Origin of the sequence: Micromonospora sp. NPDC005172 (assembly GCF_040608555.1) — a bacterium.
GTDB lineage: Bacteria > Actinomycetota > Actinomycetes > Mycobacteriales > Micromonosporaceae > Micromonospora.
In genome coordinates, this window is record NZ_JBEXIL010000060.1 from 1 (window position 1) to 25,862 (window position 25,862).

Sequence of the window (25,862 nt, forward strand, 5' to 3'; positions counted from 1 at the left end):
CAGGCCCCGCGGGGCCTGCCACGTCCATGTTCGGCCTCAGTCGAGCCGGGACACCTGGTAGTGCCCGATCAACCAGACATTCCCGACCCGCCGCACGACCACGCCCAGGTGCACCGTCAGCGCCGGTCGGTCGGTGAAGCCGAACTCCACCTTCAGGTAGCCCAGGACCACGTCGTCGGCGAGCCGTCGCGTTTCCCGGATCTCGTACGCGGCGGTCATGCCGAGCGGCTGTGCGGTGTAGTACGCGGCGACGCCTCCCCGGCCGACGGAGTACGGGTGCAGGCCCTGGAAGACCGCGTCCTCGGTGAAGACCGACGCGACGCGGTCCGGCTCGTGGGCGTCCACCGCCGACCTCCACCGGTCCAGGACGGTCCGCAGGATCTCCGCCTCGCTGCCGGCCACGGTCACCTCCCCGCCTGCCGGGGCGGCTGACCCGGGTCGTTCGGGTGCGGCGTCAACGGAGTGACCGTCTCACGCCGCCAGGCGCGCAGCGGCATCGAGGCGAGCACCACCTCCAGCTCGTCCGCGTCGGCGGCCTCGAACAGCCCCCACGTACGCCACTCCCCCGGCGCCAGCGGTGGCCGCCACAGGCGCAGCAGACTGCCCTTCGCCGTCAGCTCGGCCGAGCGCGCCGCCTCGCGCGCCCGCATCTCGGCGACCCCGTCCTCCGACGTGCCCTCGGGCACCGTCGTCCTCATGTCCACCAGGAACTCCACGCGCCCATCCTCCGACCGACGACGCCACGCCACGCCGGGAACCCCGATCTGGGTCGCGGCCGTCTCCCCGATCACTCCGCGGCGTCGGGTGCCGGGTCGCGCAACCGGATCCGTACCGCCCGGGCCGCGCCCACCGCCGCCACCAGCACCGCGTGCCGAGGCTCCGGCACGTCGAGCAGCCGCTCGGCCCGCAGCGGCACGAGCGGGGCCAGCCGCCGGTCCGCCAACACCGTGTCCACGGCCCGTCGGTCACCGCCGCAGACGAGGGCCGCCAGCTTCGCCACCTCCGGCAGCAGCAGGCGTACGGCCAGGTCCGCCGCGTCACCCAACGCCGCCTTGGCCTGGTTGTCGCGCCTGCGGGCGAACCGGTGCTGCGACCACCCACCGGCGGCGGTGCGCCCCTGCACGTACCGGGTGTCCACCTTGGAGACCACCAGGTCGGCGCCCTGTGCCACGCCGATCGCCACCGCGCCCTTGCGAGCCAGCAGCAGGCCGATCCGGCGGGGCGCGACGGCCGAGGCCACGAACCCGACGACGTCGTCGCGGGCCGGCGCCCCGGGTGGGGCGTACACCTCGGCGGTGGCCCCGTCGGCGGCGGTGAGCAGCAGCCCGTACCCCTGCACGGTCGTGGTGTGCGGGCCGTGCCGGTCGGCGAAGCCCTCCACCCAGCGGGCGACGCGGGCCGGGTCGACCTCGACCCACCGGCCTCCCCCGGCGGCGGGTCGACTGGTCATCGCCCGACCGTACGTCACAGCCGGCGCGGGCGGACCGTCAGCCCGGCAGCAGCGCCGCCACCGCCAGCATCGCGATCAGGACGCTGGAGAGCACTCCGGTGACCAGCCGGCCGCGCGGGCCGGTCAGGGCGCGGCCGACCACGGTGCCGCCGCCGGCGATGAGGAGCTGCCAACTCGCCGACGCCAGGAACACACCGGCCACGAACAGCGCCGCCGGGAGCAGGCCCGCGTCGGCCGTCTCCGGCCGACCGAGCACCAACGCGACGAAGTAGAGCACCGTCATCGGGTTCAGCAGGGTCAACCCGAGCAGCGCCGCGTAGGCACGGCCCGGACTACCCATGCCGCCCCGACTCCCCCGCGCCGTCGGCGTCCCCCGTGCACGGTGGGCCGCCCAGGTTCGCCAGAACCCGTGCACCGCGAGCGCCACCAGGACCACGGCGGCGACAACCCGCAACGGACCGGCGGCCGGCGCGATGATCCCGGCCAGGCTGGCACCGCCCAGCGCGGCCACCGCCGCGTAGAGCCCGTCGGCCGTCGCCACCGCGAGCGCCGCCGCCGCACCGACCCGGAACGAGGTACGGGCACTGAGCCCCAGGATCAGGATCGCGATCGCCCCGACGGGGATCGCGACGCCGTAGCCGGCCACCAGGCCGGCGAGGAACGCCGCGCTCACGGCCGTCGGCACCGGATCGAGGCCCGCTCCGGCACCGGCCGCTGTCGACGACCGGCAGTCGTCGCAGGGACCAGGACCTTCGTCGCGTACGCCTCAATCACAGTCGGCATCCTGCGCCCCGCCCCCACACCCCCGCAACGAATTTCCCCACGCGCCCCGGGGTCCGCCTCATCGCGCCGATCCTGCAGCGCGCCCCGCGCCCCGCGCCCCGCGCCAAGATCCGCGCAACATCACCGATGTTGCTGCCTCAGACGCGCCGGAAGCAGCAACATCCCTGATGTTGCGCGGATCTTGCCCGGGCCCGTCGACCGGGAGGCGAGCAGCGGGCACCGGTCGAAGATCGTGCTCGAACCAGGATGTAGTGGCTTCGGCTCGTCGCCAAGGCCACTACATCCATGATCGAGCACGATCTTGGACGCGCCAGGACGGATCAGCGCCGCGACTCGGCCGACCGGGAGTCGCGGCCGAGGTAGGCGAGCAGGACGCTGACCTCGTCGGCCTCCTCGCCGGGGTCGAGCGCTGCCGCGTACGCGCCGTAGGCCCGCAGTGGCTCGACGATCTGCCGTGCGACCGCGATCAGGGGGCGGGCCAGGTCGTCGTGCAGAGGCGACGGCTGGCCGGTGGCCACCGCGATGTCCCAGGCGTGCACCGCGGCGTCGAGGGCGCAGGCCACGGCGGCCACCGGGGCCGGCAGCGCGCCCTGCGGCAGCGGCGTCGGCACCTGCGGATCGTCCTCGCCGACACCTGCCCAGGCACGGGCGGACGCGTCGAGGGCAGCGTTCAGCCCGATCAGCTTGTCCCCCTCGATCCGGCCGGAGGGCGCGAACGGGTCCTCCTCGGGCCCCGCCCCGCCGGTGATCGCCGCCGCGTAGCCGATCTGGTCACCGGTCGCGTGCTGGAGCACCTGGGTGACCGTCCACAGCTCGCAGGGTGTGGACCGGTCCCAGGCATCGGCCGGCACCCCCTCGGCGATCGTTCGCAGCGCACTGTGCGCCTGGTCGAGCACGACTCGCCACTGCCCCGCCGCCAACTCGTCCATTGTCCCGACCCTCTCCGCCGACCCCGCCAGGCGAGCGCATTCGCTCACTTGCGAAACGGAATGTTCCGCTCCGTTCTGAGTCCAGCCTAGCAGACCGGAACGATCCGTTCCATTAACGATTCTCGCGCCACCCACAACGGATCGAGCGCGGCACCCGGAGGGGCACCGCGCTCGAAGACTGTGGAACGGAGTCGGGTCAGACGTTGAACCCGAGGGAACGGAGCTGGTCCCGACCCTCGTCGGTGATCTTGTCCGGGCCCCACGGCGGAAGCCACACCCAGTTGATCCGGATGTCGTTGACCAGACCGCCACCGGGGCCGGTGGTCAGCGCCTGCCGGGTCTGGTCCTCGATCACGTCGGTCAGCGGGCAGGCCGCCGAGGTGAGCGTCATGTCCAGGGTCGCGACGTTCTCGTCGTCGACGTGCACCCCGTACACCAGGCCCAGGTCGACCACGTTGATGCCCAACTCCGGGTCGACGACGTCCTTCATCGCCTCCTCGATGTCGGCGATCATCGCCTTGCTGACGCCGCCCGCCGAGGCGGCGGCGGCGTCGCCGGCACCGGCGGTCGCCGCGTCGTTGGTCGTCGCGGCTTCGTCGGTCGCCACGGCGTCGTTCTGCGGTGCCGCAGTGGCGTCACCGGCCTCCGGCGTCGCCGCGGTAGCGGTGTTCTCGCTCATGCCGTCCCTCCGGATCGCTTCGTGATGCCACCAGACAGCACGGTGCTGCTGGAAATCGCTCGCTGGCGCTCGCTCACGCCGTCACCTCCGGGCTCGCGCCCACGCCGGCGCGTGCCGCGGCGTCCTTGAACGCCATCCACGGCAGCAGCGCGCACTTGACTCGGGCGGGATAGCGGGCGACGCCCGCGAAAGCCACCCCGTCACCGAGTACGTCCTCGTCCGGCGTGACCTGGCCACGGCCGGACATCAACTCGACGAACGCCTCGTGCACCTCGAATGCTTCCCCGGCGCCCCGGCCACGCAGCAACTCGTGCAGCACGCTCGCCGATGCCTGGCTGATCGAGCAGCCCATGCCGTCGTACGAGATGTCGTGCAGCACGGTGCCGTCGGTGGCCACCCGGACGGTGACCTCGTCGCCGCAGGTCGGGTTGACGTGGTGCGCCTCGGCGACCTGGTCGCCCGGGTCGTCGGCGTCACGCAGGCCCCGCCCGTGCGGGTGCTTGTAGTGATCCAGGATGATCTCCTGGTAGAGCTGGTCGAGCTGCACCATCAGTCGAACACCTTCCGTACCTGCTCCAGACCGCCCACCAGGGCGTCGATCTCCCCGGTGGTGGTGTAGAGGTAGAACGACGCCCGGGTCATCGCCGGCACGCCGAACCGGCTGCACACCGGCTTCGCGCAGTGGTGGCCCACCCGCACCTGCACGCCCAGCGAGTCGAGCACCTGGCCCACGTCGTGCGGGTGTACGTCGCCCAGGGCGAACGAGATCGTGCCGCCCCGGCCGACCGGGACGGTCGGGCCGAAGATCCGCAGGTCGGGCACCGCGCCGAGGGCGTCCAGCGCGTACGCCGTCAGCTCCTTCTCGTGCCACTGGATCGCCGGCATGCCGATGCCGGTGAGGTAGTCGACCGCCGCGCCGAGCGCGACCGCCTCGGCGATCGGCGGGGTGCCCGCCTCGAAACGGGCCGGCGGCGCGGCGAACGTCGACCGGGCCATGGTCACCGTCTCGATCATCGAGCCGCCGCCCATCACCGGCGGCATGGCCGCCAGCAGCTCACCCCGACCCCAGAGGACGCCGATGCCGGTCGGGCCGAGCATCTTGTGCCCGGTGAACACGATGTAGTCGGCGTCCAGGTCGACCACGTCGATGGGCAGGTGCGGCACCGACTGCGAGCAGTCCAGCAGCAGCAGCGCGCCTACCTCGCGGACCCGCGCGGCGATCCGGGAGGTGGCGTTGACGGTGCCGAGGATGTTCGACATGTGCACCAGCGAGACGATCTTCGTCCGTTCGGTGATCAGGTCTTCCAGGCCGGACTCGTCCAGCCGGCCCTGCTCGGTGACTCCGAACCAGCGCAGGGTCGCGCCGGTGCGCTCGCAGAGCAGCTGCCACGGGACGATGTTGGAGTGGTGCTCCATCTCGGAGATCACCACCTCGTCGCCGGGGCCGAGCCGGAACCGGGGGTCGGCGTCCGCGCGCAGCGAGGCGTTGGAGAAGGCGTACGCCACGATGTTGATCGCCTCGGTGGAGTTCTTGGTGAACACCACCTCGTCGACGCTCGGCGCGTTGATGAACGCGGCGATCGTGGCTCGCGCTCCCTCGTACGCCTCGGTGGCCTCGGTGCCCAGCGTGTGCACCGAGCGCGACACGTTGGCGTTGTGCCGCGCGTAGTGCTCGTCGAGAACGTCGAGCACCTGGCGCGGTTTGTGCGAGGTGTTGGCGCTGTCGAGGTAGACCAGCGGGTGCCCGTTGACCTCCCGGTCGAGGATCGGGAAGTCGGCGCGCACCCGGGCCACGTCGAAACGTGGCACGTCGTCGTACTGCGGCATCCCCTCGGGGATCGCGATGCTGGTCATCTCGACAGCGCCTCTCCCTCTCAGGCCTTGGCCGTGCCGGCTCCGGCGGCGTACCGCTCGTAACCCTCGGCCTCGAGCTTGTCGGCCAGCTCCGGACCGCCCTGCTCGACGATCCGACCGGCGACGAAGACGTGCACGTGGTCCGGCTTGATGTAGCGCAGGATCCGCGTGTAGTGGGTGATCAGCAGCACGCCGGTGTCGCCGGTGTCGCGGACCCGGTTGACGCCCTCGCTGACCACGCGCAGCGCGTCCACGTCGAGACCCGAGTCGGTCTCGTCGAGGATCGCGATCTTCGGCTTGAGCAGTTCCAGCTGGACGATCTCGTGCCGCTTCTTCTCACCACCGGAGAAGCCCTCGTTGACGTTGCGCTGGGCGAACGCCGGGTCCATCTGGAGGCGCTCCATCGCGCCGCGCAGCTCGCCGCCCCAGGTGCGCAGCTTCGGCGCCTCGCCGTCGATCGCGGTCTTGGCGGTCCGCAGGAAGTTCGCCACCGAGACGCCGGGCACCTCGACCGGGTACTGCATGGCCAGGAAGAGGCCGGCGCGGGCGCGCTCGTCGACGGTCATGGCCAGCACGTCCTCGCCGTCGAGGGTGACCGTGCCGCCGGTGATCTCGTACTTGGGGTGGCCGGCGATCGAGTACGCCAGGGTGGACTTGCCGGAGCCGTTCGGACCCATGATCGCGTGGGTCTCACCGGACTTCACGGTCAGGTCGACACCGGCCAGGATCGGCTTGAGCTCACCCTCGGGCAGCTTGACCGACACCTTCAGGTCGCGGATCTCCAGGGTGCTCATTATCGGGTCACTCCATTACTCGGCGTCAGGCTCAGGTAGATGTCACCGTCGCGGACTTCGACGGGGTAGACGGGTACGGGTTCGGTGGCGGGCAGGCCGGTCGGCGCGCCGGTGCGCAGGTCGAAGCGGGAGCCGTGCAGCCAGCACTCCAGCGTGCAGCCGTCGACCTCACCCTCGGAGAGGGCGACCGCGGCGTGCGAACACTCGTCGTAGGCGGCGTAGAACTGACCGTCCTCGGCATGCACCACGGCGATCGGCGTGCCGTCGACGTCCGCCCGGATGGCGGTGCCCTTCGGCACGTCCTCGGTGGAGCAGATCCGGACCATCAGGCGCCGGCCTTGGCGGTGAAGTCCTCGCTCGCGAGTGCGGGGCTCGCAAGCTCACTCCTCCCGCTCGCCAGCCGGGCCTCGATCGCGTCGCCCAGGCGCTCGCGCAGCGGCTCCACCGGGATCTTGTTGATCACCTCGGCGAAGAACCCACGGACCACCAGGCGGCGGGCCTCACCCTCCGGGATACCCCGGGCCATCAGGTAGAACAACTGCTCGTCGTCGAAGCGGCCGGTCGCGCTGGCATGGCCAGCGCCGGCGATCTCGCCGGTCTCGATCTCCAGATTGGGTACGGAGTCCGCGCGCGCGCCGTCGGTGAGCAGCAGGTTCCGGTTGATCTCGTACGTGTCGGTGCCGGTCGCCTCGGCCTGGATCAGCACGTCGCCGACCCAGACGGTGTGCGCGTCCGCGCCCTGCAGCGCGCCCCGGTAGCCGACGTAGCTGCGGCAGTCCGGCACGTTGTGGTCGACGAGCTGCCGGTGCTCGAGGTGCTGGCCGCCGTCGGCGAAGTAGACGCCGTACAGCTCGGCCTCGCCACCGCGGCCCGTGTACTCCACCGAGGTGAACTGCCGGACCAGGTCGCCGCCCAGGGACACCTGGATGTGGACGACCTTGGCGTCCCGACCCAGCTTGATCTTCAGGTGCTGGGCCTGGACCGCGTCGTCGGCCCAGTCGGCGACCGTGACCAGCGTCAGCTTCGCGCCGTCGGCCACGGCGACCTCGACGTTGTCGGCCAGGGTGGTCGACCCGACGTGCTCGAGCACCAGGGTCGCCTCGGCGAAGCGGCCGACCTCGACGAACGTGTGCCCGAACGCCGGCTGCTCCGCGCCCGTGCCGATCACCCGCAGGCTCACCGGCTCGCCGAGCACCACATCCTGCGCCACCCGCACCAGCAGGGCGTCGGGAGCCGCGCCGTACGCCAACGCGCTGACCCGGTCCACCGGGGTGAGCACGCTGCCGACCCGCTCGTCGTCCCGGCCGATCCGGGTGACGGAGACGCCCTCGGGCAGGTCGCCGTGCTCGTGCCGGACCGTGCCGCTCGCGGCCGGAGCGTCACCGACGAGACCGCGGAGGCGCTTGAGCGGGGTGAAACGCCAGTCCTCCTCCAGGCCGGTGAGGGCCGGGAAGTCGGCGACGTCGTACGAGCGCAGCGCCTGCGACTTGGTGCTGGGCGGCGGCGCGGAAGCCTGGGTAGTCATGTCTTCCTTGGTCTGTTCTGCGATGGATCGGAGGGTCGGGCGGGATCGGGCGGCCGGGTCAGCCGACCGCGCCCTCCATCTGGAGTTCGATCAGCCGGTTCAGCTCCAGGGCGTACTCCATCGGGAGTTCCTTGGCGATCGGCTCGATGAAGCCACGGACGATCATGGCCATCGCCTCGTCCTCGCTCAGACCCCGGCTCATCAGGTAGAAGAGCTGGTCGTCGCTGATCTTGGAGACGGTCGCCTCGTGCCCCATCGACACGTCGTCCTCGCGGATGTCGACGTACGGGTAGGTGTCCGAGCGGGAGATGGTGTCGACAAGCAGCGCGTCGCACTTGACCGTGCTGCGGCTGTGGTGCGAACCCTCCAGCACCTGCACCAGACCCCGGTACGAGGTGCGGCCGCCGCCACGGGCGATCGACTTGGAGATGATGTTCGAGGAGGTGTGCGGCGCGGCGTGCACCATCTTGGCGCCGGCGTCCTGGTGCTGACCCTCGCCGGCCATCGCCACCGAGAGCACCTCGCCCTTGGCGTGCTCGCCGGTCATGTAGACCGCCGGGTACTTCATGGTCACCTTGGAGCCGATGTTGCCGTCGACCCACTCCATGGTCGCGCCCTCGTGGCAGACGGCGCGCTTGGTGACCAGGTTGTAGACGTTGTTCGACCAGTTCTGGATGGTCGTGTAGCGGCAGCGGGCGTTCTTCTTGACGATGATCTCCACGACCGCGCTGTGCAGCGAGTCGGAGGAGTACATCGGCGCGGTGCAGCCCTCGACGTAGTGCACGTACGCGCCCTCGTCGACGATGATCAGCGTCCGCTCGAACTGGCCCATGTTCTCCGTGTTGATCCGGAAGTAGGCCTGCAGCGGGATGTCCACGCGCACGCCCTTCGGCACGTAGATGAACGAGCCGCCGGACCACACGGAGGTGTTCAGGGCGGCGAACTTGTTGTCGCCGACCGGGATCACCGTGCCGAAGTACTCCTTGAAGACGTCCTCGTGCTCGCGCAGCGCCGTGTCGGTGTCCAGGAAGAGGACACCCTGCTCCTCAAGGTCCTCACGGATCTTGTGGTAGACGACCTCCGACTCGTACTGCGCCGCGACACCGGCGACCAGCCGCTGCTTCTCCGCCTCCGGGATGCCCAGCCGGTCGTAGGTGTTCTTGATGTCCTCGGGCAGGTCCTCCCAGCTGGTGGCCTGCTTCTCGGTGGACCGCACGAAGTACTTGATGTTGTCGAAGTCGATCCCGCTGAGGTCCGCGCCCCAGGCCGGCATCGGCTTGCGGCCGAACAGCCGCAGGCCCTTCAGGCGCAGGTCGAGCATCCAGGCCGGCTCGTTCTTCTTGGCCGAGATGTCCCGCACCACCGCCTCGTTGATGCCGCGCTGGGCAGTTGCCCCGGCGGCGTCCGGGTCGGACCAGCCGTACTCGTAGCGACCCAGGGCGGCGAGCTGCTCTTCCTGGGTCAGGGGCTGGACGATCTGCTCGGTCATCTATCTGTCCTCACAGTGGTGACGGGATTACCGGATGAAGCACGGCCCGGCTGGGTCGGGATGTGTGTCGTGCACACCCCGTCGCCGTGCGCGATGGTGGCCAGGCGCTGCACGTGGGTGCCGACCAGGCGGGAGATCACCGCGGTCTCGGCCTCGCACAGCTGGGGAAACTCGGCGGCCACGTGTGCCACCGGGCAGTGGTGCTGACAGAGCTGGCCGCCGGAGGCGATAGTGGTCGCGTTGGCAGCGTAACCCTCGGCGGTGAGCGCTCCGGCGAGCGCCTCAGCCCGCGCCAGCGGGTCGTCGCCAGCGTCCTCCATGGCGGCGCGGCAGCGCGACTCCAGCGCGGAGACCTGCTCGGCGGCGAACGCGTCGACCGCGTCCGCGCCGCCGTTGTGGGCGATCCAGCGCAGCGCGGCGGTGGCCATGTTGTCGTAGTGGTGTGTGCCACAGCGGACCCGAGCCGCCTCGGTCAGCGCGAACACCTTGGCCGGACGTCCCCGGCCACGGCTGCCCTGCACCGCCTGCTCGCGGGCGACCACGTCACCGTCGGCGAGCATCGCGTCCAGGTGTCGACGGATCGCGGCGGGGCTCAGGCCGAGCGCCTGACCGAGCTGCGCGGCGGTGGTGGCGCCCCGCTCCAGCAGCAACTGGGTGACGCGGTCACGGGTGGAGATCTCCGTCGCGGCACTGGACAGCGCGGACGACGAGGCCCCGACGAGGGCGGACGCGGACGCGCCGACGGCCTGGGCGGCCGTCGACTGGTGCCCGGAGAGCGCCGCCGCGTTTTTCACAACGCCAACGTTACGTAATTGCCCGGAGGGTGGCAAACCCGGGCCCCGGTGATCCGAACCACCGCGTCGTCGGAGTCGGACGAACCTCGATCACTACAGTGCGTAGGATTTGCGCCGTGAACCGAATCGTCCGTCCGGTCTCCGGCACCCTGCTGCGCCGCCTCGCGCTCACCTCGATCATCGCGAACGTGGGCATCGTCGTCACCGGCGGGGCGGTCCGGTTGACCGCATCGGGCCTCGGCTGCCCCACCTGGCCCCGGTGCACCGACGACTCGTACGTCACCACGCCCGAGATGGGTGTGTACGGGGTGATCGAGTTCAGCAACCGGATGCTGACCTTCGCGGTCGGTCTCGTCGCACTGGCCACCGTGCTGGCCGTGCTGGTCCACCGGCCCCGCCGGCCCGGGCTCCTCGCGCTGGCCGTCGCCGTGTTCTTCGGCATCCCCGCCCAGGCGGTGGTCGGCGGCATCACGGTGCTCACCAACCTCAACCCGTGGGTGGTGGGGCTGCACTTCCTCGCCTCGATGGCGGTGATCGCCGCCGCGTACGCCCTCTGGCGCCGGATCGGCGACCCGGACGGCCCCTCGGTCGCCGTGGTGCCCACTCCCCTGCGCACGCTCGCCCGGATCGCCACCGGCGTCACCGTCGCGGTGCTGGTGATCGGCACCTGGGTCACCGGCAGCGGGCCGCACGCCGGCGACCACGGCGCGGCCCGCAACGGCCTGGACCCGGAGTCGATCTCCCAGGTCCACGCCGACGGGGTCTTCCTGCTGATCGGCCTGTCCGTGGCACTCGTCTTCGCGTTCCGCGCGGTGGGCGCGCGACGGGCCACCCGGGCCGCCGTCGTCCTGTTGGCGGTGGAGTTGGGCCAGGGACTCATCGGCTTCGTGCAGTACTTCACCCACGTACCGGCACTCCTGGTCGGCGCGCACATGCTCGGCTCGTGCCTGGTGCTGCTGGCCGCCCTCGCGGTCCAGTGGTCCACCCGCGAACGCCTCCCGGCCAACGGCGAACACATCGCGTCACCGGCCGAGACGGCGGTCGCGGTCACCGCCTGACCGTCGCGTACACGCGGCAGCACCGGTGGGACGTCGACGGTGATGACTGGTTGCTACCCTTCGATCACGAAGCTCGATCTAGGGGTGTCGATGGTCTTCAGTGATGCCGTCTCCGTCTTCGCGCTGCTGGTGTCGCTCGGGTCAGGCGCGGTCGCCCTGCGCTACACCCGTACGGACACCCGATTCGCCGCGTACGACCGGAGCACCGACCTGTTCCTGGAAGTCGACCGGCTCTTCCTGGCGCAGCCGGACCTGAGACCGTACTTCTACGACGGAGTGCAGCTCGCCGAGGACGACGTCGACCGGCACCGGGTGGAGGCGGCCGCCGAACTCGTCCTGGACGTCTTCGAGTGGATCTGGCGGCGGCAGGAGGAACTCAGCCACCGCGACCAGGAAGGCTGGCGGCACTACATCCTCGAGATGCTCGACGCCAGTCCGGAGCTGTGCCGCTTCCACCACCGTCATCCGGCGTGGCATCCGTGGGTCAACGAGATCCTTCTGAGCAGGGCCAAGAACGCGTGAGGGCGCAGGACCTCGTCGCCGACCCGGATGAGGTACGTCGCCGGGTGCGCGAGGCGGGCTACGCCTTCGTCCCGTCCTCCGCGTTCCGGGTGCAGGAGACGAGGCAGGCAGCCCTGGAGGACCTGCTGGCCGCGTGGTCGACGCTACCGCTGGATCCCTATCTGCGGGGCGGTGCCTACCGGCGCCGGCGGCACGGCGTCTACCGGTGCGACCCGCAGGGGGAGGAGGTGACGCCGATCGAGCAGCGGGGTTACTTCCAGAGCGTCGAGCACAACCCCTTCGTCGGCGGGACGGAGCGGACCTTCGCGGCACTGCCCACCGATCTCGCGACGAACCCGGTCCTCCTGGACCTCCTACGCTTCGACGCCTGGCTGTTCGCCCCGCTCGCCGGCGCCGACTGTCACGGCTTCCTGGCGCACGTCCACCTGGTCCGGGTCACGGCCGACAACCAGCCGGGAAGGCCGTCACCGGAGGGTGTGCACCGCGACGGCTTCGACTTCATCGCCCTGCACCACATCGGGCGGGAGGGGGTCACCGGCGGCACCACCTCGCTCTACGACCACGACGGGTCACTGGTGGGGCAGCAGACCCTGAGCGGACGGTTCGCCAGCCTCTACGCCGACGACCGCCGCCTGCGCCACGACGTGAGCGACCTGGTGACCGACAACCCCACCGGGGGGCACCGCGACATGCTGCTCACCAGCTACACGCCGATATAGGTCGACCCGGGGTTCCCCCCGGGTCGGCTGGTGGTGGTTGGTCGATTCAGCTATGTGTCTCAGCGGGCCATCGTGCGCCGGGCCATCGACCGCCAGAGGTCGTTGCTCGGTCGCATCTGGTCCATCAGTTCACGCTCCCAGGCGTTCTCGACGGTGACTCCCGCCTTGGCGCACGCCTCCCGGGCCGTGACGGTGTCCTCGGCGAACTGGTCGCCCCACTCACCGTCGGTGCCCACGAGGACGATCCGTGCGCCGCGCTTACCGACGTACTCGATGACGGCCTTCGCGCCGCCGTGTTCGGCGGCGAACGACTTGAGCCCCGCGACCAGGCCCTGCGGGGCCTGCTCGCCGGAGGTCTGCTCGGCCGTCAGCGTCGTATCGGAACCTTCTGCCATGACGCGAAGCCTAAGCAGAGTTCCACTCGCCCGGGCGAGAACCATGAAGCTTTTGTGATGCCAATTACCTACAGGTTTAGCGAGAACCAGGTGCTTCCTGTCCGTTCAAATCCGGACTTTCCCGCTGTAAACACGAAGGCAAATCAGCTCGCACCTCTCCCAGGTTGAGCCGATCCGACTCATACCGAAAGTTACTCTGATGTGACGTTAAACAGGGACAACTCATCCACGATGGTGACTGTTCACAGAATTGCCGGCGAAACCCAGAGGTCGCGTGCCGGCCAGGGTCAGATCAGCGCGTCGAGCGCGACGGCCACGAACACGATCGTCAGGTACGTCGTCGACCAGTGGAACAGCCGCATCGGCTTGACCGCCTCGCCACGCGTCGCCCGCCGGCAGAGCTTGTGCGCCTCGACCACGAAGATCGCGCCCACCACCAGGGTCGGCACGCCGTAGATCGCGCTCAGGCCCAGCGGCCAGACCGCGAGGGAGGTCAGCACGGTGAGCCAGGCGAAGATCAGGATCTCGGCGTTCACGCGGCGGGTCGAGGCCACCACGGGGAGCATCGGGATGCCGGCCCGGGCGTAGTCGTCCTTGTACTTCATGGCGAGCGGGTAGAAGTGCGGCATCTGCCAGAAGAAGACCACCGCGAACAGCGCCCAGGCCGCCGGAGCCAGCCCGCCGGTGACCGCCGCCCACCCGATGAGCACCGGCGCGGCACCACAGGCGCCACCCCAGAAGGTGTTCGTCGGCGTGGAGCGCTTGAGCCACATCGTGTAGACGACGTCGTAGTAGACGATCGCGGCGAGCGTCAGGCCGGCGGCGAGCAGGTTGGTGAACGCCGCCATCAGGACGATCGAGACGGCCGCCAGCACCAGCCCGAAGACCAGGGCGCTACGCGGCGACACCGTGTGCGCCGGCAGCGGACGCCGCTTGGTCCGCCGCATCAACTGGTCGATGTCCCGGTCGATGTAGCAGTTGAGGACGCTTGCCGCCCCCGCGGCGAGCGAGCCACCGATGAGCACCACGGCCATCAGCCACAGCGACGGCAGGCCCCCCTCGGCGAACATCATCGCCGGGATGGTGGTGACCAGCAGCAGCTCGACGATGCGCGGCTTGGTCAGCGCCACGTACGACGACACGATCGCGCGCACGTTCCGCCGCGCCACCGGACCCTCGGCCGCCCGCGCCGGGGACTGCCCGGCGGGGTTGCTCGCGGGGCACTCGGTGATCATGCTCACGGATTGCCACCTTCCGGCATCGGCACGGGGAGATCGGGTCGGCCGAGGGCCGCACACCGACCCACACACTACGCGTTGTCGTTTTGGCTGCCCGGCCGACCCGACAACGGTGCGGGCCGTCACACAACCGGGTTGAACGACTCGGCCCGTGGTCACGTACCGCACACCATGCGAGATCCCCGGGCGGACGTTTAGTCACGCTCGATAGGGTCACCAGTGAGGGTTCCGCCCATCTGCCGAGGAGCACAACCATCGTGGCTGCCAACCGACCCGCGCACTCCGAACTCAACTGGTCCGACCTCGATCGCCGGGCCGTCGACACCGTCCGCGTGCTGGCCATGGATGCCGTGGAGAAATCCGGCAACGGCCACCCGGGCACCGCGATGAGCCTCGCGCCCGCGGCCTACCTTCTCTTCAACCGGGTCATGCGGCACAACCCGGCCGACCCGAACTGGCCCGGCCGGGACCGGTTCGTCCTCTCCGCCGGCCACTCGAGCCTCACGCTCTACATCCAGCTGTTCCTGTCCGGCTACCCGCTGAGCCTGGACGACCTGAAGTCGCTGCGGCAGTGGGGCTCGATGACCCCGGGCCACCCGGAGCACGGGCACACGCCGGGCGTCGAGACCACCACCGGTCCGCTCGGGCAGGGCCTGGGCAACGCGGTCGGCATGGCCATGGCGGCCCGTCGCGAGCGCGGCCTGTTCGACCCGGAGGCCGAGCCGGGCGCGTCGGTCTTCGACCACAACATCTGGTGCATCGTCTCCGACGGCGACATCGAGGAGGGCATCAGCCACGAGGCCAGCGCCCTCGCCGGGCACCAGCAGCTGGGCAGCCTCACGGTGATCTACGACGACAACGAGATCTCGATCGAGGACGACACCCGCATCGCCAAGAGCGAGGACGTCGCGGCCCGCTACGAGGCGTACGGCTGGCACGTGCAGACCGTCGACTGGCGCAGCGGTGACGCCGACCAGGGCGACTACCACGAGAACGTCGAGGCGCTGTACGACGCGCTGGTGGCCGCCAAGGCGGAGACGACTCGCCCCTCCTTCATCGCGCTGCGCACCATCATCGGCTGGCCCGCCCCCAACAAGCAGAACACCGGCAAGATCCACGGCTCGGCGCTCGGCGCCGACGAGGTGAAGGCCACCAAGCGGATCCTCGGCTTCGACGCGGAGCAGACCTTCCAGGTCGACGAGGAGGTGCTGGGGCACGCCCGCACCGTGATGGGACGCGGCTCCGACGCCGAGCAGGAGTGGACCGGCGCGTTCGACGCCTGGAAGAAGGCCAACCCGGAGCGCACGGCGCTCTACGAGCGGCTCGCCGGCCGGGTGCTGCCCGACGGCTGGACCGACGCGCTGCCGGTCTTCCCCGCCGACGCCAAGGGCGTGGCCACCCGGGCCGCGTCCGGCAAGGTGCTGGAGGCGCTCGCGCCGGTGCTGCCGGAGCTGTGGGGCGGCTCGGCCGACCTGGCCGAGAGCAACAACACCACCATGAAGGGCGAGCCGTCGTTCATCCCGGCGGAGCACGCGACCAAGGACTTCCCGGGCGACGAGTACGGCCGCACGCTGCACTTCGGCATCCGTGAGCACGCCATGGGCGCGATCCTCAACGGCATCGCCCTGCACGGCGGCACCCGCCCGTACGGCGGCACGTTCCTGGTGTTCAGCGACTACATGCGCCCGTCGGTGCGGCTGGCCGCGCTGATGAAGCTGCCGGTGACGTACATCTGGACGCACGACTCGATCGGCCTGGGCGAGGACGGCCCGACCCACCAGCCGGTGGAGCACCTGACCGCGCTGCGTGCCATTCCGGGTCTGGACGTGGTCCGTCCGGCGGACGCCAACGAGACGGCGTGGGCCTGGCGGCTGGCGCTGGAGCACACCGACCGGCCGACCGCGATGGCGCTGAGCCGCCAGGCCCTGCCGACCCTGGACCGCGAGGTGCTGGGTGACGTGGCGGGTGTGGCCAAGGGCGGTTACGTGCTGGCCGAGGCGTCCAACGGCAAGCCCCAGGTGATCATCGTGGGCACCGGTTCCGAGGTGCAACTGTGCCTGACCGCCCGGGAGCGGCTGGAGGCCGACGGCACCCCGACCCGGGTCGTCTCGATGCCCTGCCAGGAGTGGTTCTACGAGCAGGACGAGGCATACCGGGAGTCGGTGCTCCCGCGCGGGGTAAAGGCACGGGTGAGCGTGGAGGCGGGCATCGCGATGTCCTGGCGCGGGGTCGTCGGCGACCTGGGCGAAAGCGTCAGCATCGAGCACTACGGCGCGAGCGCCCCGTACACCGTGCTCTTCGAGCAGTTCGGGTTCACCCCCGACCGGATCGTCGCGGCGGCACACGCCTCGCTGGCTCGGGTGGGCGACATCACCGGTTTCACGACCGGCAACTGAGGGAGCGTGGACGGCATGACCGACAAGCTGAATGAGCTCACCGCCGCGGGTGTGGCGGTCTGGCTCGATGACCTTTCCCGGGTGCGTTTGAGCTCCGGCGGGCTGGACCAGCTCCGCCGTGAGAAGCACGTCGCCGGGGTCACCACCAACCCGACGATCTTCGCGAAGGCGTTGAGCGACGCCGACGAGTACAACTGGCAGCTGCGCGACCTGGCCATCCGTGGCGTGGACGTGGAAGAGGCCGTACGGATGCTCACCACGTACGACGTACGGTGGGCCTGTGACGTGATGCGCCCGTCGTACGACGGCAGCGCCGGCGTGGACGGCCGCGTCTCGATCGAGGTGGACCCGCGCAGCGCGCACGACGCGGACAAGACGGTCGCCGAGGCCAAGGCGCTGTGGTGGCTCGTCGACCGGCCCAACCTCTTCATCAAGATCCCGGCCACCGAGGAGGGCCTGTCGGCGATCACCGACACGCTCGCCGAGGGGATCAGCGTCAACGTGACGCTGATCTTCGGTCTGGACCGCTACTCGGCGGTCATGGAGGCGTTCCTGGCCGGTCTCGAGCAGGCCAAGGCCAACGGGCACGACCTGTCGACAATCGGCTCGGTCGCGTCGTTCTTCGTCTCCCGGGTCGACGCCGAAGTCGACAAGCGGCTGGAGAAGATCGGCTCGGACGAGGCCAAGGCGCTGCGCGGCAAGGCCGCCGTCGCCAACGCGCAGCTCGCGTACGAGCGTTACACCGAGGTGTTCGCCTCGGACCGCTGGAAGGCGCTCGAGGCCGCCGGCGCGCACCCGCAGCGGCCGCTGTGGGCGTCCACCTCGACGAAGAACCCGGACTACCGGGACACCATCTACGTCGAGGAGCTGATCGCCCCCGGCACGGTCAACACCATGCCGGAGTCGGTCGTCAACGCGTACGCCGATCATGGCGAGACCCGCGGTGACACCGTCACCGGGGCCTACGACGCGGCCCGGAAGGTCTTCGCGGACCTGGAGTCGGTCGGGGTGGACATCGCCGACGTGATCGCCACCCTGGAGCGCGAGGGCGTGGAGAAGTTCGAGGTCAGCTGGCAGGAGCTGCTCGACGGGGTGACCAAGTCGCTGAAGGCCGCGGCACAGGGCACCGGCGCGCCGAACAAGGCGGCCAAGGGCAACGCCAAGGCCGCCGAGAAGGCCGGTGGCGCGTGAGCGACCGAATCAGCACGCAGCGGAGCGGAGTGGCGGCATGAGTGATCTTCTCGCAGGGCCGGTGGAGGCCGCTGCCGGGCTCGCCGTGTACGGCGCGGACGCGGTCGACAAGTCCGCACCGGCCTCGACCCGGGAGGCGCTGGTCAAGGCCGGCGTCCCCGGCCGGCTGGCCGCCAAGGAGACGGGCCTGTGGGGGCCCGACGCCGAGGCCGAGGCGAAGATCCGGCTCGGTTGGGTGGACACCCACCGGCGCAGCCGGGAGCTGCTGGCGCAGCTCGCCGAGCTGAAGGCCGAGCTGGCCGACCTGGACCACGTGGTCCTCGCCGGGATGGGCGGCTCGTCGCTCGCCCCCGAGGTGATCACGCGGACGCTGGGCCGGCCGCTGACCGTGCTGGACACCACCGACCCGGGCCAGGTCCGCGCGGCCCTCGGTGACCGGCTGGAACGCACCGTCGTCGTGGTGGCCAGCAAGTCCGGCTCGACGGTGGAGACCGACAGCCACCGCCGCGCCTACTGGCAGGCGTTCCTGGACGCCGGGATGACCGAGGCGGAGGCCGGCCGGCACTTCGTCATCGTCACCGACCCGGGGTCGCCGTTGGAGACGACCGCGACGGAGATGGGCGCGTTCACCGTGCTCGCCGACCCGAACGTGGGCGGCCGGTACTCGGCGCTGACCGCGTTCGGGCTGGTGCCGTCCGCGCTGGCCGGTGTCGAGGTGGCGGAGCTGATCGACCAGGCCGACGCGTTGGCCGAGTCGCTCGCCTCCGACCGCGACAACCCGGCGCTGGCGCTGGGCGCCGCGCTGGGCGCCGCCGCCACGCTGGCCCGTGACAAGGTCGCCCTGGTGTCCGACGGCACCGCCATCGACGGCCTGGGCGACTGGGCCGAGCAGCTCATCGCCGAGTCGACCGGCAAGGCCGGCGTGGGCATCCTGCCGGTGGTCGTGGAGTCCCCGCAGAGTCCCGGCGCGACCGGTGCCGACGTGTTGACCGTCAGCTACGGCGGCGCGTTGGCAGCCGGTGACGTGCCGGGCGGCGGCGCGGACCCGGACGTGGCCGTCAACGGTCCGCTGGGCGCGCAGTTCCTGGCCTGGGAGTACGCCACCGCGGTGGCCGGCGTGGTGCTCGGCATCGACCCGTTCAACCAGCCGAACGTCACCGAGTCCAAGGAGAACACCAACAAGATCCTCGCCTCGGGCCTGCCGACGGAGTCGCCGTCGTTCACCGAGGGCGCGATCGAGGTGTACGCGCCGCAGGGCGCCCCGGGTGACCTGGCCGGCGTCCTGCGCTGGCTGCTCGACGGGCTGGGCGACGACGGCTACCTGGCGGTCATGGCGTACCTCGACCGGTTCGCCGACGCCGACACGGCAGGCCTGCGGCCGCTGCTGGCCGAGGCGTCCGGCCGGCCCGTCACCTTCGGGTGGGGGCCGCGGTTCCTGCACTCGACCGGCCAGTACCACAAGGGTGGCCCCCAGGTGGGCAGCTACCTGCAGGTGACCGGCGCGGTCGCGGAGGACCTGGACGTGCCGGGAAAGCCGTACACCTTCGGCGAGTTGCAGGCGGCGCAGGCCGCCGGCGACCGGCAGGCCCTCGCCGGCCGGGAGCGGCCGGTACTGCGGCTGCACCTGACCGACCGGGCCGCCGGGGTCGCCCAACTACTCGACGCGGCCGGTCAGCTGCGCACGTGAGGATGGACGACGTGACCCAAGGCGTGAACCCGCTACGCGACCCGCAGGACCGCCGGTTGCCCCGGATTCCGGAGCCGTGCGCTCTGGTGATCTTCGGGGTGACCGGTGACCTGGCCCGCAAGAAGCTGCTCCCCGCGGTCTACGACCTGGCGAACCGGGGGCTGCTGCCGCCCGGCTTCGTGGTGCTCGGGTTCGCCCGCCGTGACTGGGGTGACGGCGACTTCGAGACACTCGCGTGCGAGGCGGCCCGCAAGCACGCCCGCACCCCGTGGCGGGAGGAGGTGTGGGCGCGGCTGGCCGGCAACATCAAGTTCGTCGGCGGGTCGTTCGACGACGACGCGGCCTTCGACCAGCTCGCCTCGACGCTGGACGACCTGCGGCAGACCCACGGCATCGCCGGCAACGCGGCGTTCTACTTCTCCATCCCGCCCGCCGCGTTCCCCGTCGTGCTCAAGCAACTCGCCCGCACCGGGATGGCCGACAACGAGAAGTCGGGCGGCTGGCGGCGGGTGGTGGTGGAGAAGCCGTTCGGCAACGACCTGCCCTCGGCGAAGGCGCTCAACGACCTCGTCGACGACGTGTTCACCCGGCAGGACGTCTTCCGCATCGACCACTACCTGGGCAAGGAGACGGTCCAGAACATCCTGGCCCTGCGGTTCGCCAACAACCTGTTCGAGCCGCTGTGGAACTCGAAGTACGTCGACTCGGTGCAGATCACCATGGCCGAGGACGTCGGCATCGGCACCCGGGCCGGCTTCTACGACACCGTCGGCACCGCCCGCGACGTCCTGCAGAACCACCTCCTCCAGCTCCTCGCCCTGGTGGCGATGGAGGAGCCGACCAGCTTCGACGCGGACGAGATCCGCGCCGAGAAGCTGAAGGTGCTCAAGGCGATCACCCTGCCGAAGGACGTGGCCCGGGACACCGTCCGCGGCCAGTACCTGCCCGGCTGGGTGGGCGGCGAGCGCGCGGTCGGCTACCGGGAGGAGCGGGATGTCCCCGCCGACTCCACGACGGAGACGTACGTGGCGGTACGCCTCGGCATCCAGAACCGCCGCTGGGCCGAGGTGCCGTTCTACATCCGGGCCGGCAAGCGACTCCCCCGGCGGGTCACCGAGGTCGCCATCATGTTCAAGAAGGCGCCGCACCTGCCGTTCAACGACGCCGACATGGAGTCGTTGGGCAACAACCAGCTCGTCATCCGCGTACAGCCGGACGAGGGCGTGGTGCTCAAGTTCGGCTCGAAGGTGCCGGGCACCACCATGGAGGTCCGCGACATCGCGATGGACTTCCAGTACGGCGAGGCGTTCACCGAGTCCAGCCCGGAGGCGTACGAGCGCCTCGTCCTGGACGTGCTGATCGGCGACCGCACCCTGTTCCCGGACGCGGCCGAGGTCGAGCAGAGCTGGCAGGTCATCGACCCGCTGGAGCACGCCTGGGTGGGCACCACACCGGAGCCGTACCGCGCCGGCGAGTGGGGTCCACGGGCCTCCGACGAGATGCTGGCCCGCGAGGGTCGCGCTTGGAGACGAGCATGATCGGGCTGTGGGACACCACCGGCAACGAGGTGGTCAAGGCGCTGGCCGCCGAGCGGCGTAGCGCCGGTGGTGTGGCCAGTGGCATGGCGCTCACCCTCATCGTGGTGGTGGACGAGAAGCGGGTCCGCGAGGCGGAGGCGGCGGCGACCATCGCCGCCGCCGCCCACCCGTGCCGGCTGCTGGTCGTGGTCCGCTCCGACATCGAGCGGGAACGCAACCGGCTGGACGCGGAGATCGTGGTCGGCGGTCGCCTCGGCCCGTGCGAGGCGGTGGTCACCCGGATGTACGGGCGACTCGCCCTGCACGCCGAGTCGGTGGTGATGCCGCTGCTGGTGCCGGACGTACCGGTGGTGACCTGGTGGCACGGTGAGCCGCCCGCGGAGATCGCCACCGACTTCCTCGGTGTGGTCGCCGACCGGCGGATCACCGACACGGCGCAGGCCGCCGACCCGGTGGAGGCGCTGCGCCAGCGGGCCCGGGACTACGCACCGGGCGACACCGACCTGGCGTGGACCCGGATCACCCCGTGGCGGACCCTGGTCGCCGGGGCGTTCGACACCACCAACGAGCAGGTCACCGAGGCGACAGTCGTCGCGCCACCCAGCGACCCGACGGCAGCCCTGATGGTCGGTTGGCTGTCCAGCCGGCTCGGCATCACCCCGCGCCGGGTGGACACCGACGAGTTTCCCCGGATGCGGGAGGTGCAGTTGACCTGTGCCAACGGCGACAAGCTGACGCTGACCCGCGAGGACAGCCTGGCGGTGTTCCGGCGTACCGGCCAGGACGACCGGACTCTGCCGCTGGTCCGTCGGCCGCTCGGCGACGAGTTGGCCGAGGAGCTGCGCCGCCTCGACGCCGACCAGGTGTACGCGGAGGCGTTGGGCGCGACCGCCGGCCTGCGCGGTCTGGAACAGCGTCCACCGCAGCGGGTGCACGTCTGGAAGGATCCGGCCACGGCCCAGCGCGCCGAGGCCGGGGTCACCGCGCACGCCGGCACGAGCGGCGAGAGCTGAGCAGTACGACACCGGAGGGCCGGGACGTCACGTCCCGGCCCTCCACCGCCACCTCCGGACGTCCCGTCCGGGCACGACGCGACAGCGACCGCCCAGCGGTCCGGAAACGAAGGCACAACCCATGAGTGAGGCGAGTGTCGCCGTCCACGCCGACGCCGATCTGCTGGCGCAGGCCGTGGCGGCCCGACTGCTGGTGAAGATCCTCGACGCCCAGGCCGACCGGGGTGAGGCCGCGGTGGTGCTCACCGGTGGTCGCGTCGCCGCCGCCGTCTACCGGGCCGTCGCGCAGTTGCCGGCCCGCGACGCGGTCGACTGGTCCCGGGTCGACGTGTGGTGGGGCGACGAACGGTTCCTGCCCGCCGGCGACCCGGAGCGCAACGAGACCCAGGCACGGGCCGCCCTGCTGGACTCGGTGCCGCTGGACCCGGCCCGGGTGCATCCCATGCCGGCCTCCGACGGCCCGGCCGGCAACGACCCCGAGGCGGCCGCCGCCGCGTACGCCGAGGAGCTGGCTCGCGCCGCCCGGCCGGGGCACGCCACGCTGCCGCACTTCGACGTGCTGATGCTCGGCGTCGGCGAGGACGGGCACGTCGCCTCGGTCTTCCCGGAGCACCCCGTGCACCACGACACGCGGCCGGTCAGCGCGGTGCGGGGCAGCCCGAAGCCGCCACCGGTGCGGACCACCCTCACCCTGGCGGCGATCAACACCGCCGAGGAGGCCTGGCTCGTGGCCGCCGGCACCGACAAGGCACGCGCGGTGGGCATGGCGCTGGCCGGCGCCGGCCACGTGCAGGTGCCGGCGGCCGGCGTGCACGGCGTCGACCGCACCCGCTGGCTGCTGGACCGCGCGGCCGCCGCCGACGTGCCCGCCCGCTTCCGCAGCCTGCGCTGAACGAACGACGGGAGGGCCCCTGGACGGGGTCCTCCCCCTAGCTTTCGCCGCGTCGGCGGCGCAGCGCGGCGAGGGCCTCGGCCAGTAGCGCCTCCCCCTCCTCGGCGGTGCGCCTCTCCTTCACGTACGCCAGGTGACTCTTGTACGGCTCGGCGCGGACCCGCCCGGGCGGATTCTCGGCGTCCAGACCGGCGGGGAGCCCGCAGCGGGGGCAGTCCCACAGCGGCGGCGCCGTGGCGTCGGCCGCGATCCTGATGTCGGTCTGGTGGTCGTTGCGGCACCAGTAGGTGACGGCCTGTCGGGGTGCGGGTTGGTGCCGCTCGTCCGGGCGCATGGGCGCGGACCCGACCCGGGCGCCACGGATGACGTTGCCACTGGGCACGGCTGCTCGCTCCTGTCGTCGGAGGGGACCCGCCGCTTTCGGGGATGGGCGGCGGGCGACGCGGTGCAGCGGAGAAAAGACTGCGCGCGGCCCGTCGAGTGACGGACCGCGCGCAGATTGTACGACTTGGCGGGCCTGCTCAGGTGCCGCTGTTCATCTGGAGACGGAGCCAGAGCCCCAGCCCGACGATCGCCGCGAACCAGACGACACCCACCAGAACGGTGTAACGATCCAGGTTCTTCTCGGCCACCGAGGAGCCGGCGAGGCTGGAGCTGACGCCACCGCCGAACATGCTGGACAACCCGCCGCCCTTACCGCGGTGCAGCAGGATGAGCAGGGTGAGCAGAACGCTCGTGATGACCAGCAACACGATCAACGTGTATGCGAACCAGATCGGCATGGCTGGGGGCAGTCCTCTCGTAGCGATCCTCGCCCGGACAGGTCGGGCACTCCGGCACCGGCCGGTGGACGGGCGGTGTCCAGGATAGCGAGCGATCAGCGAGCGATGTGCTCGGGGAACCGGCAGATCTGCGCGAATTCCTCCGCGTCCAGGCTCGCGCCGCCCACCAGGCCGCCGTCGACGTCCGGCTGGGCCATGATCGAGGCGACGTTCGACGCCTTGACCGAGCCGCCGTAGAGGACCCGTACCGCGTCGGCGGTCTCGGAGTCGAAGCGCTCCGCCAACCGCTGGCGGACCGCCCCGCAGACCTCCTGGGCGTCCTCGGGCGTCGCCGTCTTGCCGGTGCCGATCGCCCAGACCGGCTCGTACGCGATGACGACCTGGCGTACCTGCTCGGGGGTGAGCCCGGCGAGGCCACCGTCGAGCTGGTCCGAGCAGTGCGCCACGTGAGTGCCCTGCTCGCGTACGTCCAGCCCCTCCCCCACACAGAGGATGGGGGTCAGGCCGTGCGTGAGCGCCGCCTTCACCTTCGCGTTGACCACCGAGTCGTCCTCGTGGTGGTAGGCCCGCCGCTCGGAGTGCCCGACCACCACGTACGTGCAGCCGAGCTTGGCCAGCAGCGGACCGGAGATGTCACCGGTGTACGCGCCGGAGGCGTGCGGCGACAGGTCCTGCCCGCCGTAGCCGATCAGCAGCTTGTCGCCGTCCACCGCCGTCTGCACGGTGCGCAGGTCGGTGAACGGCGGCAGCACCACCGTCTCGACCTCGGTGAGCTGCTTCTCGGTGAGGCTCGCGGCCAGCTTCTGCACGAGCAGGTTGGCCTCGAGGTGGTTGAGGTTCATCTTCCAGTTGCCGGCCATCAACGGCCGGCGGGTCGTGCTCGCCATGCTCAGTTCTCCAGGGCCGCGATGCCGGGGAGGGTCTTGCCCTCCAGGTACTCCAGGGAGGCGCCGCCACCGGTGGAGATGTGACCGAAGCTCGACTCGTCCAGGCCCAACGCCCGCACGGCCGCCGCGCTGTCACCGCCGCCGACGACGCTGAACGCGTCGGCCTTGGTGATCGCCTCGGCGATGCCCCGGGTGCCGGCCGCGAAGGCGGCCATCTCGAACACGCCCATCGGCCCGTTCCAGAAGATCGTCTTCGCCGGGGACAGGGCGGCGGCGAAGCCGGCGACCGTCTCCGGGCCGATGTCCAGGCCGAGCCGGTGGCTGGGGATGCCGTCGACGCGGACCGTGTCGTGCGCGGCGTCCGGCGCGAACGCGTCCGCGACCACCACGTCGACCGGGAGCAGGATCTTGCCGTCGGCCCGCTCCAGCAGGTTGCGGCAGGTCTCGACCATGTCCTTCTCCAGCAGCGACGTGCCCACCTCCAGGCCCTGGGCCTTGAGGAAGGTGAAGCACATACCGCCACCGATGAGCAGCCGGTCGACAGTCGGCAGCAACGCCTCGATCACGGCCAGCTTGTCGGAGACCTTGGACCCGCCGAGCACCACCACGTACGGCCGCTCGGGCTCGCTGGTCAGCTTGGAGAGCACCTCGACCTCACGCAGCACCAGCCGGCCCGCGACGTGCGGCAGCCGCGCCGGCACGTCGTAGACGCTGGCGTGCTTGCGGTGCACGGCGCCGAACGCGTCGTCGACGTACGCGTCGCCGAACGCGGCGAGCTGGTCGGCGAACGCGCCCCGCTCGGCCTCGTCCTTGCTGGTCTCACCCGCGTTGAAGCGCAGGTTCTCCAGCAGGGCGACCTGGCCGTCGGCCAGGTCGGCGACGGTCGAGCGGGCGGAGTCGCCGACCGTGTCGGTGGCGAAGTGCACCGGCGCGCCCAGCAGCTCACCGAGCCGGCCGGCGACCGGGCTCAGGCTGAACTGCGGGTCCGGAGCGCCCTTCGGGCGGCCCAGGTGCGAGCAGACGACCACCTTCGCGCCGGCCTCGACCAGCGCGCCGAGGGTCGGCAGCACCGCGCGGATCCGGCCATCGTCCGTGATGGCACCGGTCTGCTTGTCGAGCGGGACGTTCAGGTCGGCGCGCACCAACACGCGCCGACCCGACACCCCCTCGGCGAGCAGGTCGTCGAGGGTCCGGATGCTCACAGAGCTAGCCCTCCGTTCGTGACTGCGGGGCTCGCAAGCTCACTC

The 25,862-nt window shown here is 71.1% G+C and carries 28 protein-coding genes; 9 read left to right on the forward strand and 19 right to left on the reverse strand.

The features are described 5' to 3' along the window. Positions 1-36: 36 nt before the first annotated feature. The 13 genes from ABZV06_RS28115 to ABZV06_RS28175 form a co-directional block, all read right to left on the reverse strand. Positions 37-402 (reverse strand): SgcJ/EcaC family oxidoreductase, encoded by a 366-nt coding sequence (locus tag ABZV06_RS28115; protein WP_355625230.1) that lies wholly within the window; start codon positions 400-402, stop codon positions 37-39. A 2-nt stretch (positions 403-404) separates the two neighbouring features. Next, complete coding sequence (locus ABZV06_RS28120) at positions 405-716, reverse strand: muconolactone Delta-isomerase family protein (RefSeq protein WP_355625232.1); 312 nt, start codon at positions 714-716, stop codon at positions 405-407. 71 nt (positions 717-787) lie between these two features. Beyond that, positions 788-1,450, reverse strand: coding sequence for an acVLRF1 family peptidyl-tRNA hydrolase (locus ABZV06_RS28125; RefSeq protein ID WP_355625234.1), 663 nt, complete (start codon positions 1,448-1,450; stop codon positions 788-790). A 37-nt stretch (positions 1,451-1,487) separates the two neighbouring features. After that, positions 1,488-2,135, reverse strand: a complete 648-nt coding sequence (locus ABZV06_RS28130; RefSeq protein WP_355248624.1) for a LysE family transporter — start codon at positions 2,133-2,135, stop codon at positions 1,488-1,490. A gap of 418 nt (positions 2,136-2,553) precedes the next feature. Further along, a complete protein-coding gene (locus ABZV06_RS28135; protein ID WP_355625236.1) occupies positions 2,554-3,162 on the reverse strand; it encodes a TIGR03086 family metal-binding protein in 609 nt (202 codons plus the stop codon). A 196-nt stretch (positions 3,163-3,358) separates the two neighbouring features. Then, positions 3,359-3,841, reverse strand: a complete 483-nt coding sequence (locus tag ABZV06_RS28140; protein WP_355625238.1) for a metal-sulfur cluster assembly factor — start codon at positions 3,839-3,841, stop codon at positions 3,359-3,361. 73 nt (positions 3,842-3,914) lie between these two features. Next, entirely contained in the window at positions 3,915-4,388 is a 474-nt protein-coding gene (gene sufU / locus ABZV06_RS28145; RefSeq protein ID WP_355248641.1) for a Fe-S cluster assembly sulfur transfer protein SufU, read from the reverse strand. 2 nt (positions 4,389-4,390) lie between these two features. Continuing rightward, positions 4,391-5,695: a cysteine desulfurase gene (locus tag ABZV06_RS28150; protein ID WP_355248616.1), complete on the reverse strand. Its 1,305-nt coding sequence runs from the start codon at positions 5,693-5,695 to the stop codon at positions 4,391-4,393. Positions 5,696-5,715: 20 nt separating this feature from the next. Beyond that, complete coding sequence (gene sufC / locus ABZV06_RS28155) at positions 5,716-6,489, reverse strand: Fe-S cluster assembly ATPase SufC (RefSeq protein ID WP_355248613.1); 774 nt, start codon at positions 6,487-6,489, stop codon at positions 5,716-5,718. Next, positions 6,489-6,815 carry a non-heme iron oxygenase ferredoxin subunit gene (locus tag ABZV06_RS28160; protein ID WP_355248610.1) on the reverse strand — a complete coding sequence of 109 codons (327 nt, stop codon included), beginning with the start codon at positions 6,813-6,815 and terminating at the stop codon, positions 6,489-6,491. The genes sufC and ABZV06_RS28160 overlap by 1 nt, the downstream gene beginning before the upstream one ends. After that, positions 6,815-8,014, reverse strand: a complete 1,200-nt coding sequence (sufD, locus tag ABZV06_RS28165; protein ID WP_355625240.1) for a Fe-S cluster assembly protein SufD — start codon at positions 8,012-8,014, stop codon at positions 6,815-6,817. Before sufD ends, ABZV06_RS28160 begins: the two co-directional genes overlap by 1 nt. A 58-nt stretch (positions 8,015-8,072) precedes the next feature. Next, positions 8,073-9,503, reverse strand: coding sequence for a Fe-S cluster assembly protein SufB (sufB, locus tag ABZV06_RS28170; protein WP_355248604.1), 1,431 nt, complete (start codon positions 9,501-9,503; stop codon positions 8,073-8,075). After that, positions 9,500-10,201, reverse strand: coding sequence for an HTH domain-containing protein (locus tag ABZV06_RS28175; RefSeq protein ID WP_355248639.1), 702 nt, complete (start codon positions 10,199-10,201; stop codon positions 9,500-9,502). Before ABZV06_RS28175 ends, sufB begins: the two co-directional genes overlap by 4 nt. Positions 10,202-10,395: 194 nt before the next feature. On the opposite strand from ABZV06_RS28175, the gene ABZV06_RS28180 reads away from it, so the two are divergent. The 3 genes from ABZV06_RS28180 (at position 10,396) to ABZV06_RS28190 (ending at position 12,596) form a co-directional block, all read left to right on the forward strand. Beyond that, complete coding sequence (locus ABZV06_RS28180) at positions 10,396-11,355, forward strand: COX15/CtaA family protein (RefSeq protein WP_355625242.1); 960 nt, start codon at positions 10,396-10,398, stop codon at positions 11,353-11,355. Positions 11,356-11,445: 90 nt separating this feature from the next. Next, positions 11,446-11,877, forward strand: a complete 432-nt coding sequence (locus ABZV06_RS28185; RefSeq protein ID WP_355248598.1) for a hypothetical protein — start codon at positions 11,446-11,448, stop codon at positions 11,875-11,877. Next, the gene (locus ABZV06_RS28190; RefSeq protein ID WP_355625244.1) at positions 11,874-12,596 is read left to right on the forward strand and encodes a 2OG-Fe dioxygenase family protein; all 723 of its coding nucleotides are present in this window, start codon (positions 11,874-11,876) and stop codon (positions 12,594-12,596) included. The genes ABZV06_RS28185 and ABZV06_RS28190 overlap by 4 nt, the downstream gene beginning before the upstream one ends. Before the next feature lie 59 nt (positions 12,597-12,655). On the opposite strand, the gene ABZV06_RS28195 is transcribed toward ABZV06_RS28190, so the two are convergent. Next, positions 12,656-12,991, reverse strand: coding sequence for a hypothetical protein (locus ABZV06_RS28195; protein ID WP_355248592.1), 336 nt, complete (start codon positions 12,989-12,991; stop codon positions 12,656-12,658). 287 nt (positions 12,992-13,278) lie between these two features. Beyond that, positions 13,279-14,232, reverse strand: a complete 954-nt coding sequence (locus ABZV06_RS28200; RefSeq protein ID WP_355625246.1) for a heme o synthase — start codon at positions 14,230-14,232, stop codon at positions 13,279-13,281. A gap of 254 nt (positions 14,233-14,486) precedes the next feature. Between ABZV06_RS28200 and tkt the strand changes: the two genes are divergently transcribed. The 6 genes from tkt (at position 14,487) to pgl (ending at position 22,946) form a co-directional block, all read left to right on the forward strand. Then, positions 14,487-16,625, forward strand: a complete 2,139-nt coding sequence (gene tkt, locus ABZV06_RS28205) for a transketolase (protein ID WP_355248586.1) — start codon at positions 14,487-14,489, stop codon at positions 16,623-16,625. Between the two features lie 15 nt (positions 16,626-16,640). After that, the gene (gene tal, locus ABZV06_RS28210) at positions 16,641-17,816 is read left to right on the forward strand and encodes a transaldolase (RefSeq protein ID WP_355625247.1); all 1,176 of its coding nucleotides are present in this window, start codon (positions 16,641-16,643) and stop codon (positions 17,814-17,816) included. 37 nt (positions 17,817-17,853) lie between these two features. Further along, the gene (locus ABZV06_RS28215) at positions 17,854-19,503 is read left to right on the forward strand and encodes a glucose-6-phosphate isomerase (RefSeq protein WP_355625249.1); all 1,650 of its coding nucleotides are present in this window, start codon (positions 17,854-17,856) and stop codon (positions 19,501-19,503) included. A 23-nt stretch (positions 19,504-19,526) separates the two neighbouring features. After that, entirely contained in the window at positions 19,527-21,041 is a 1,515-nt protein-coding gene (zwf, locus tag ABZV06_RS28220; RefSeq protein ID WP_355248636.1) for a glucose-6-phosphate dehydrogenase, read from the forward strand. Then, positions 21,038-22,054, forward strand: a complete 1,017-nt coding sequence (locus tag ABZV06_RS28225; protein WP_355248577.1) for a glucose-6-phosphate dehydrogenase assembly protein OpcA — start codon at positions 21,038-21,040, stop codon at positions 22,052-22,054. The genes zwf and ABZV06_RS28225 overlap by 4 nt, the downstream gene beginning before the upstream one ends. A 121-nt stretch (positions 22,055-22,175) precedes the next feature. Next, positions 22,176-22,946, forward strand: coding sequence for a 6-phosphogluconolactonase (gene pgl / locus ABZV06_RS28230; RefSeq protein ID WP_355248574.1), 771 nt, complete (start codon positions 22,176-22,178; stop codon positions 22,944-22,946). Between the two features lie 37 nt (positions 22,947-22,983). On the opposite strand, the gene ABZV06_RS28235 is transcribed toward pgl, so the two are convergent. The 4 genes from ABZV06_RS28235 to ABZV06_RS28250 all read right to left on the reverse strand — a co-directional run bounded on the left by ABZV06_RS28235 (position 22,984) and on the right by ABZV06_RS28250 (position 25,817). Further along, positions 22,984-23,328, reverse strand: a complete 345-nt coding sequence (locus ABZV06_RS28235) for an RNA polymerase-binding protein RbpA (protein ID WP_355248571.1) — start codon at positions 23,326-23,328, stop codon at positions 22,984-22,986. Positions 23,329-23,467: 139 nt separating this feature from the next. Further along, a complete protein-coding gene (gene secG, locus ABZV06_RS28240) occupies positions 23,468-23,728 on the reverse strand; it encodes a preprotein translocase subunit SecG (RefSeq protein ID WP_355049593.1) in 261 nt (86 codons plus the stop codon). Positions 23,729-23,823: 95 nt separating this feature from the next. Beyond that, positions 23,824-24,615 carry a triose-phosphate isomerase gene (gene tpiA, locus ABZV06_RS28245; RefSeq protein ID WP_355248568.1) on the reverse strand — a complete coding sequence of 264 codons (792 nt, stop codon included), beginning with the start codon at positions 24,613-24,615 and terminating at the stop codon, positions 23,824-23,826. A gap of 2 nt (positions 24,616-24,617) precedes the next feature. Then, positions 24,618-25,817 (reverse strand): phosphoglycerate kinase, encoded by a 1,200-nt coding sequence (locus tag ABZV06_RS28250; protein ID WP_355248565.1) that lies wholly within the window; start codon positions 25,815-25,817, stop codon positions 24,618-24,620. Between the last annotated feature and the right edge of the window lie 45 nt (positions 25,818-25,862).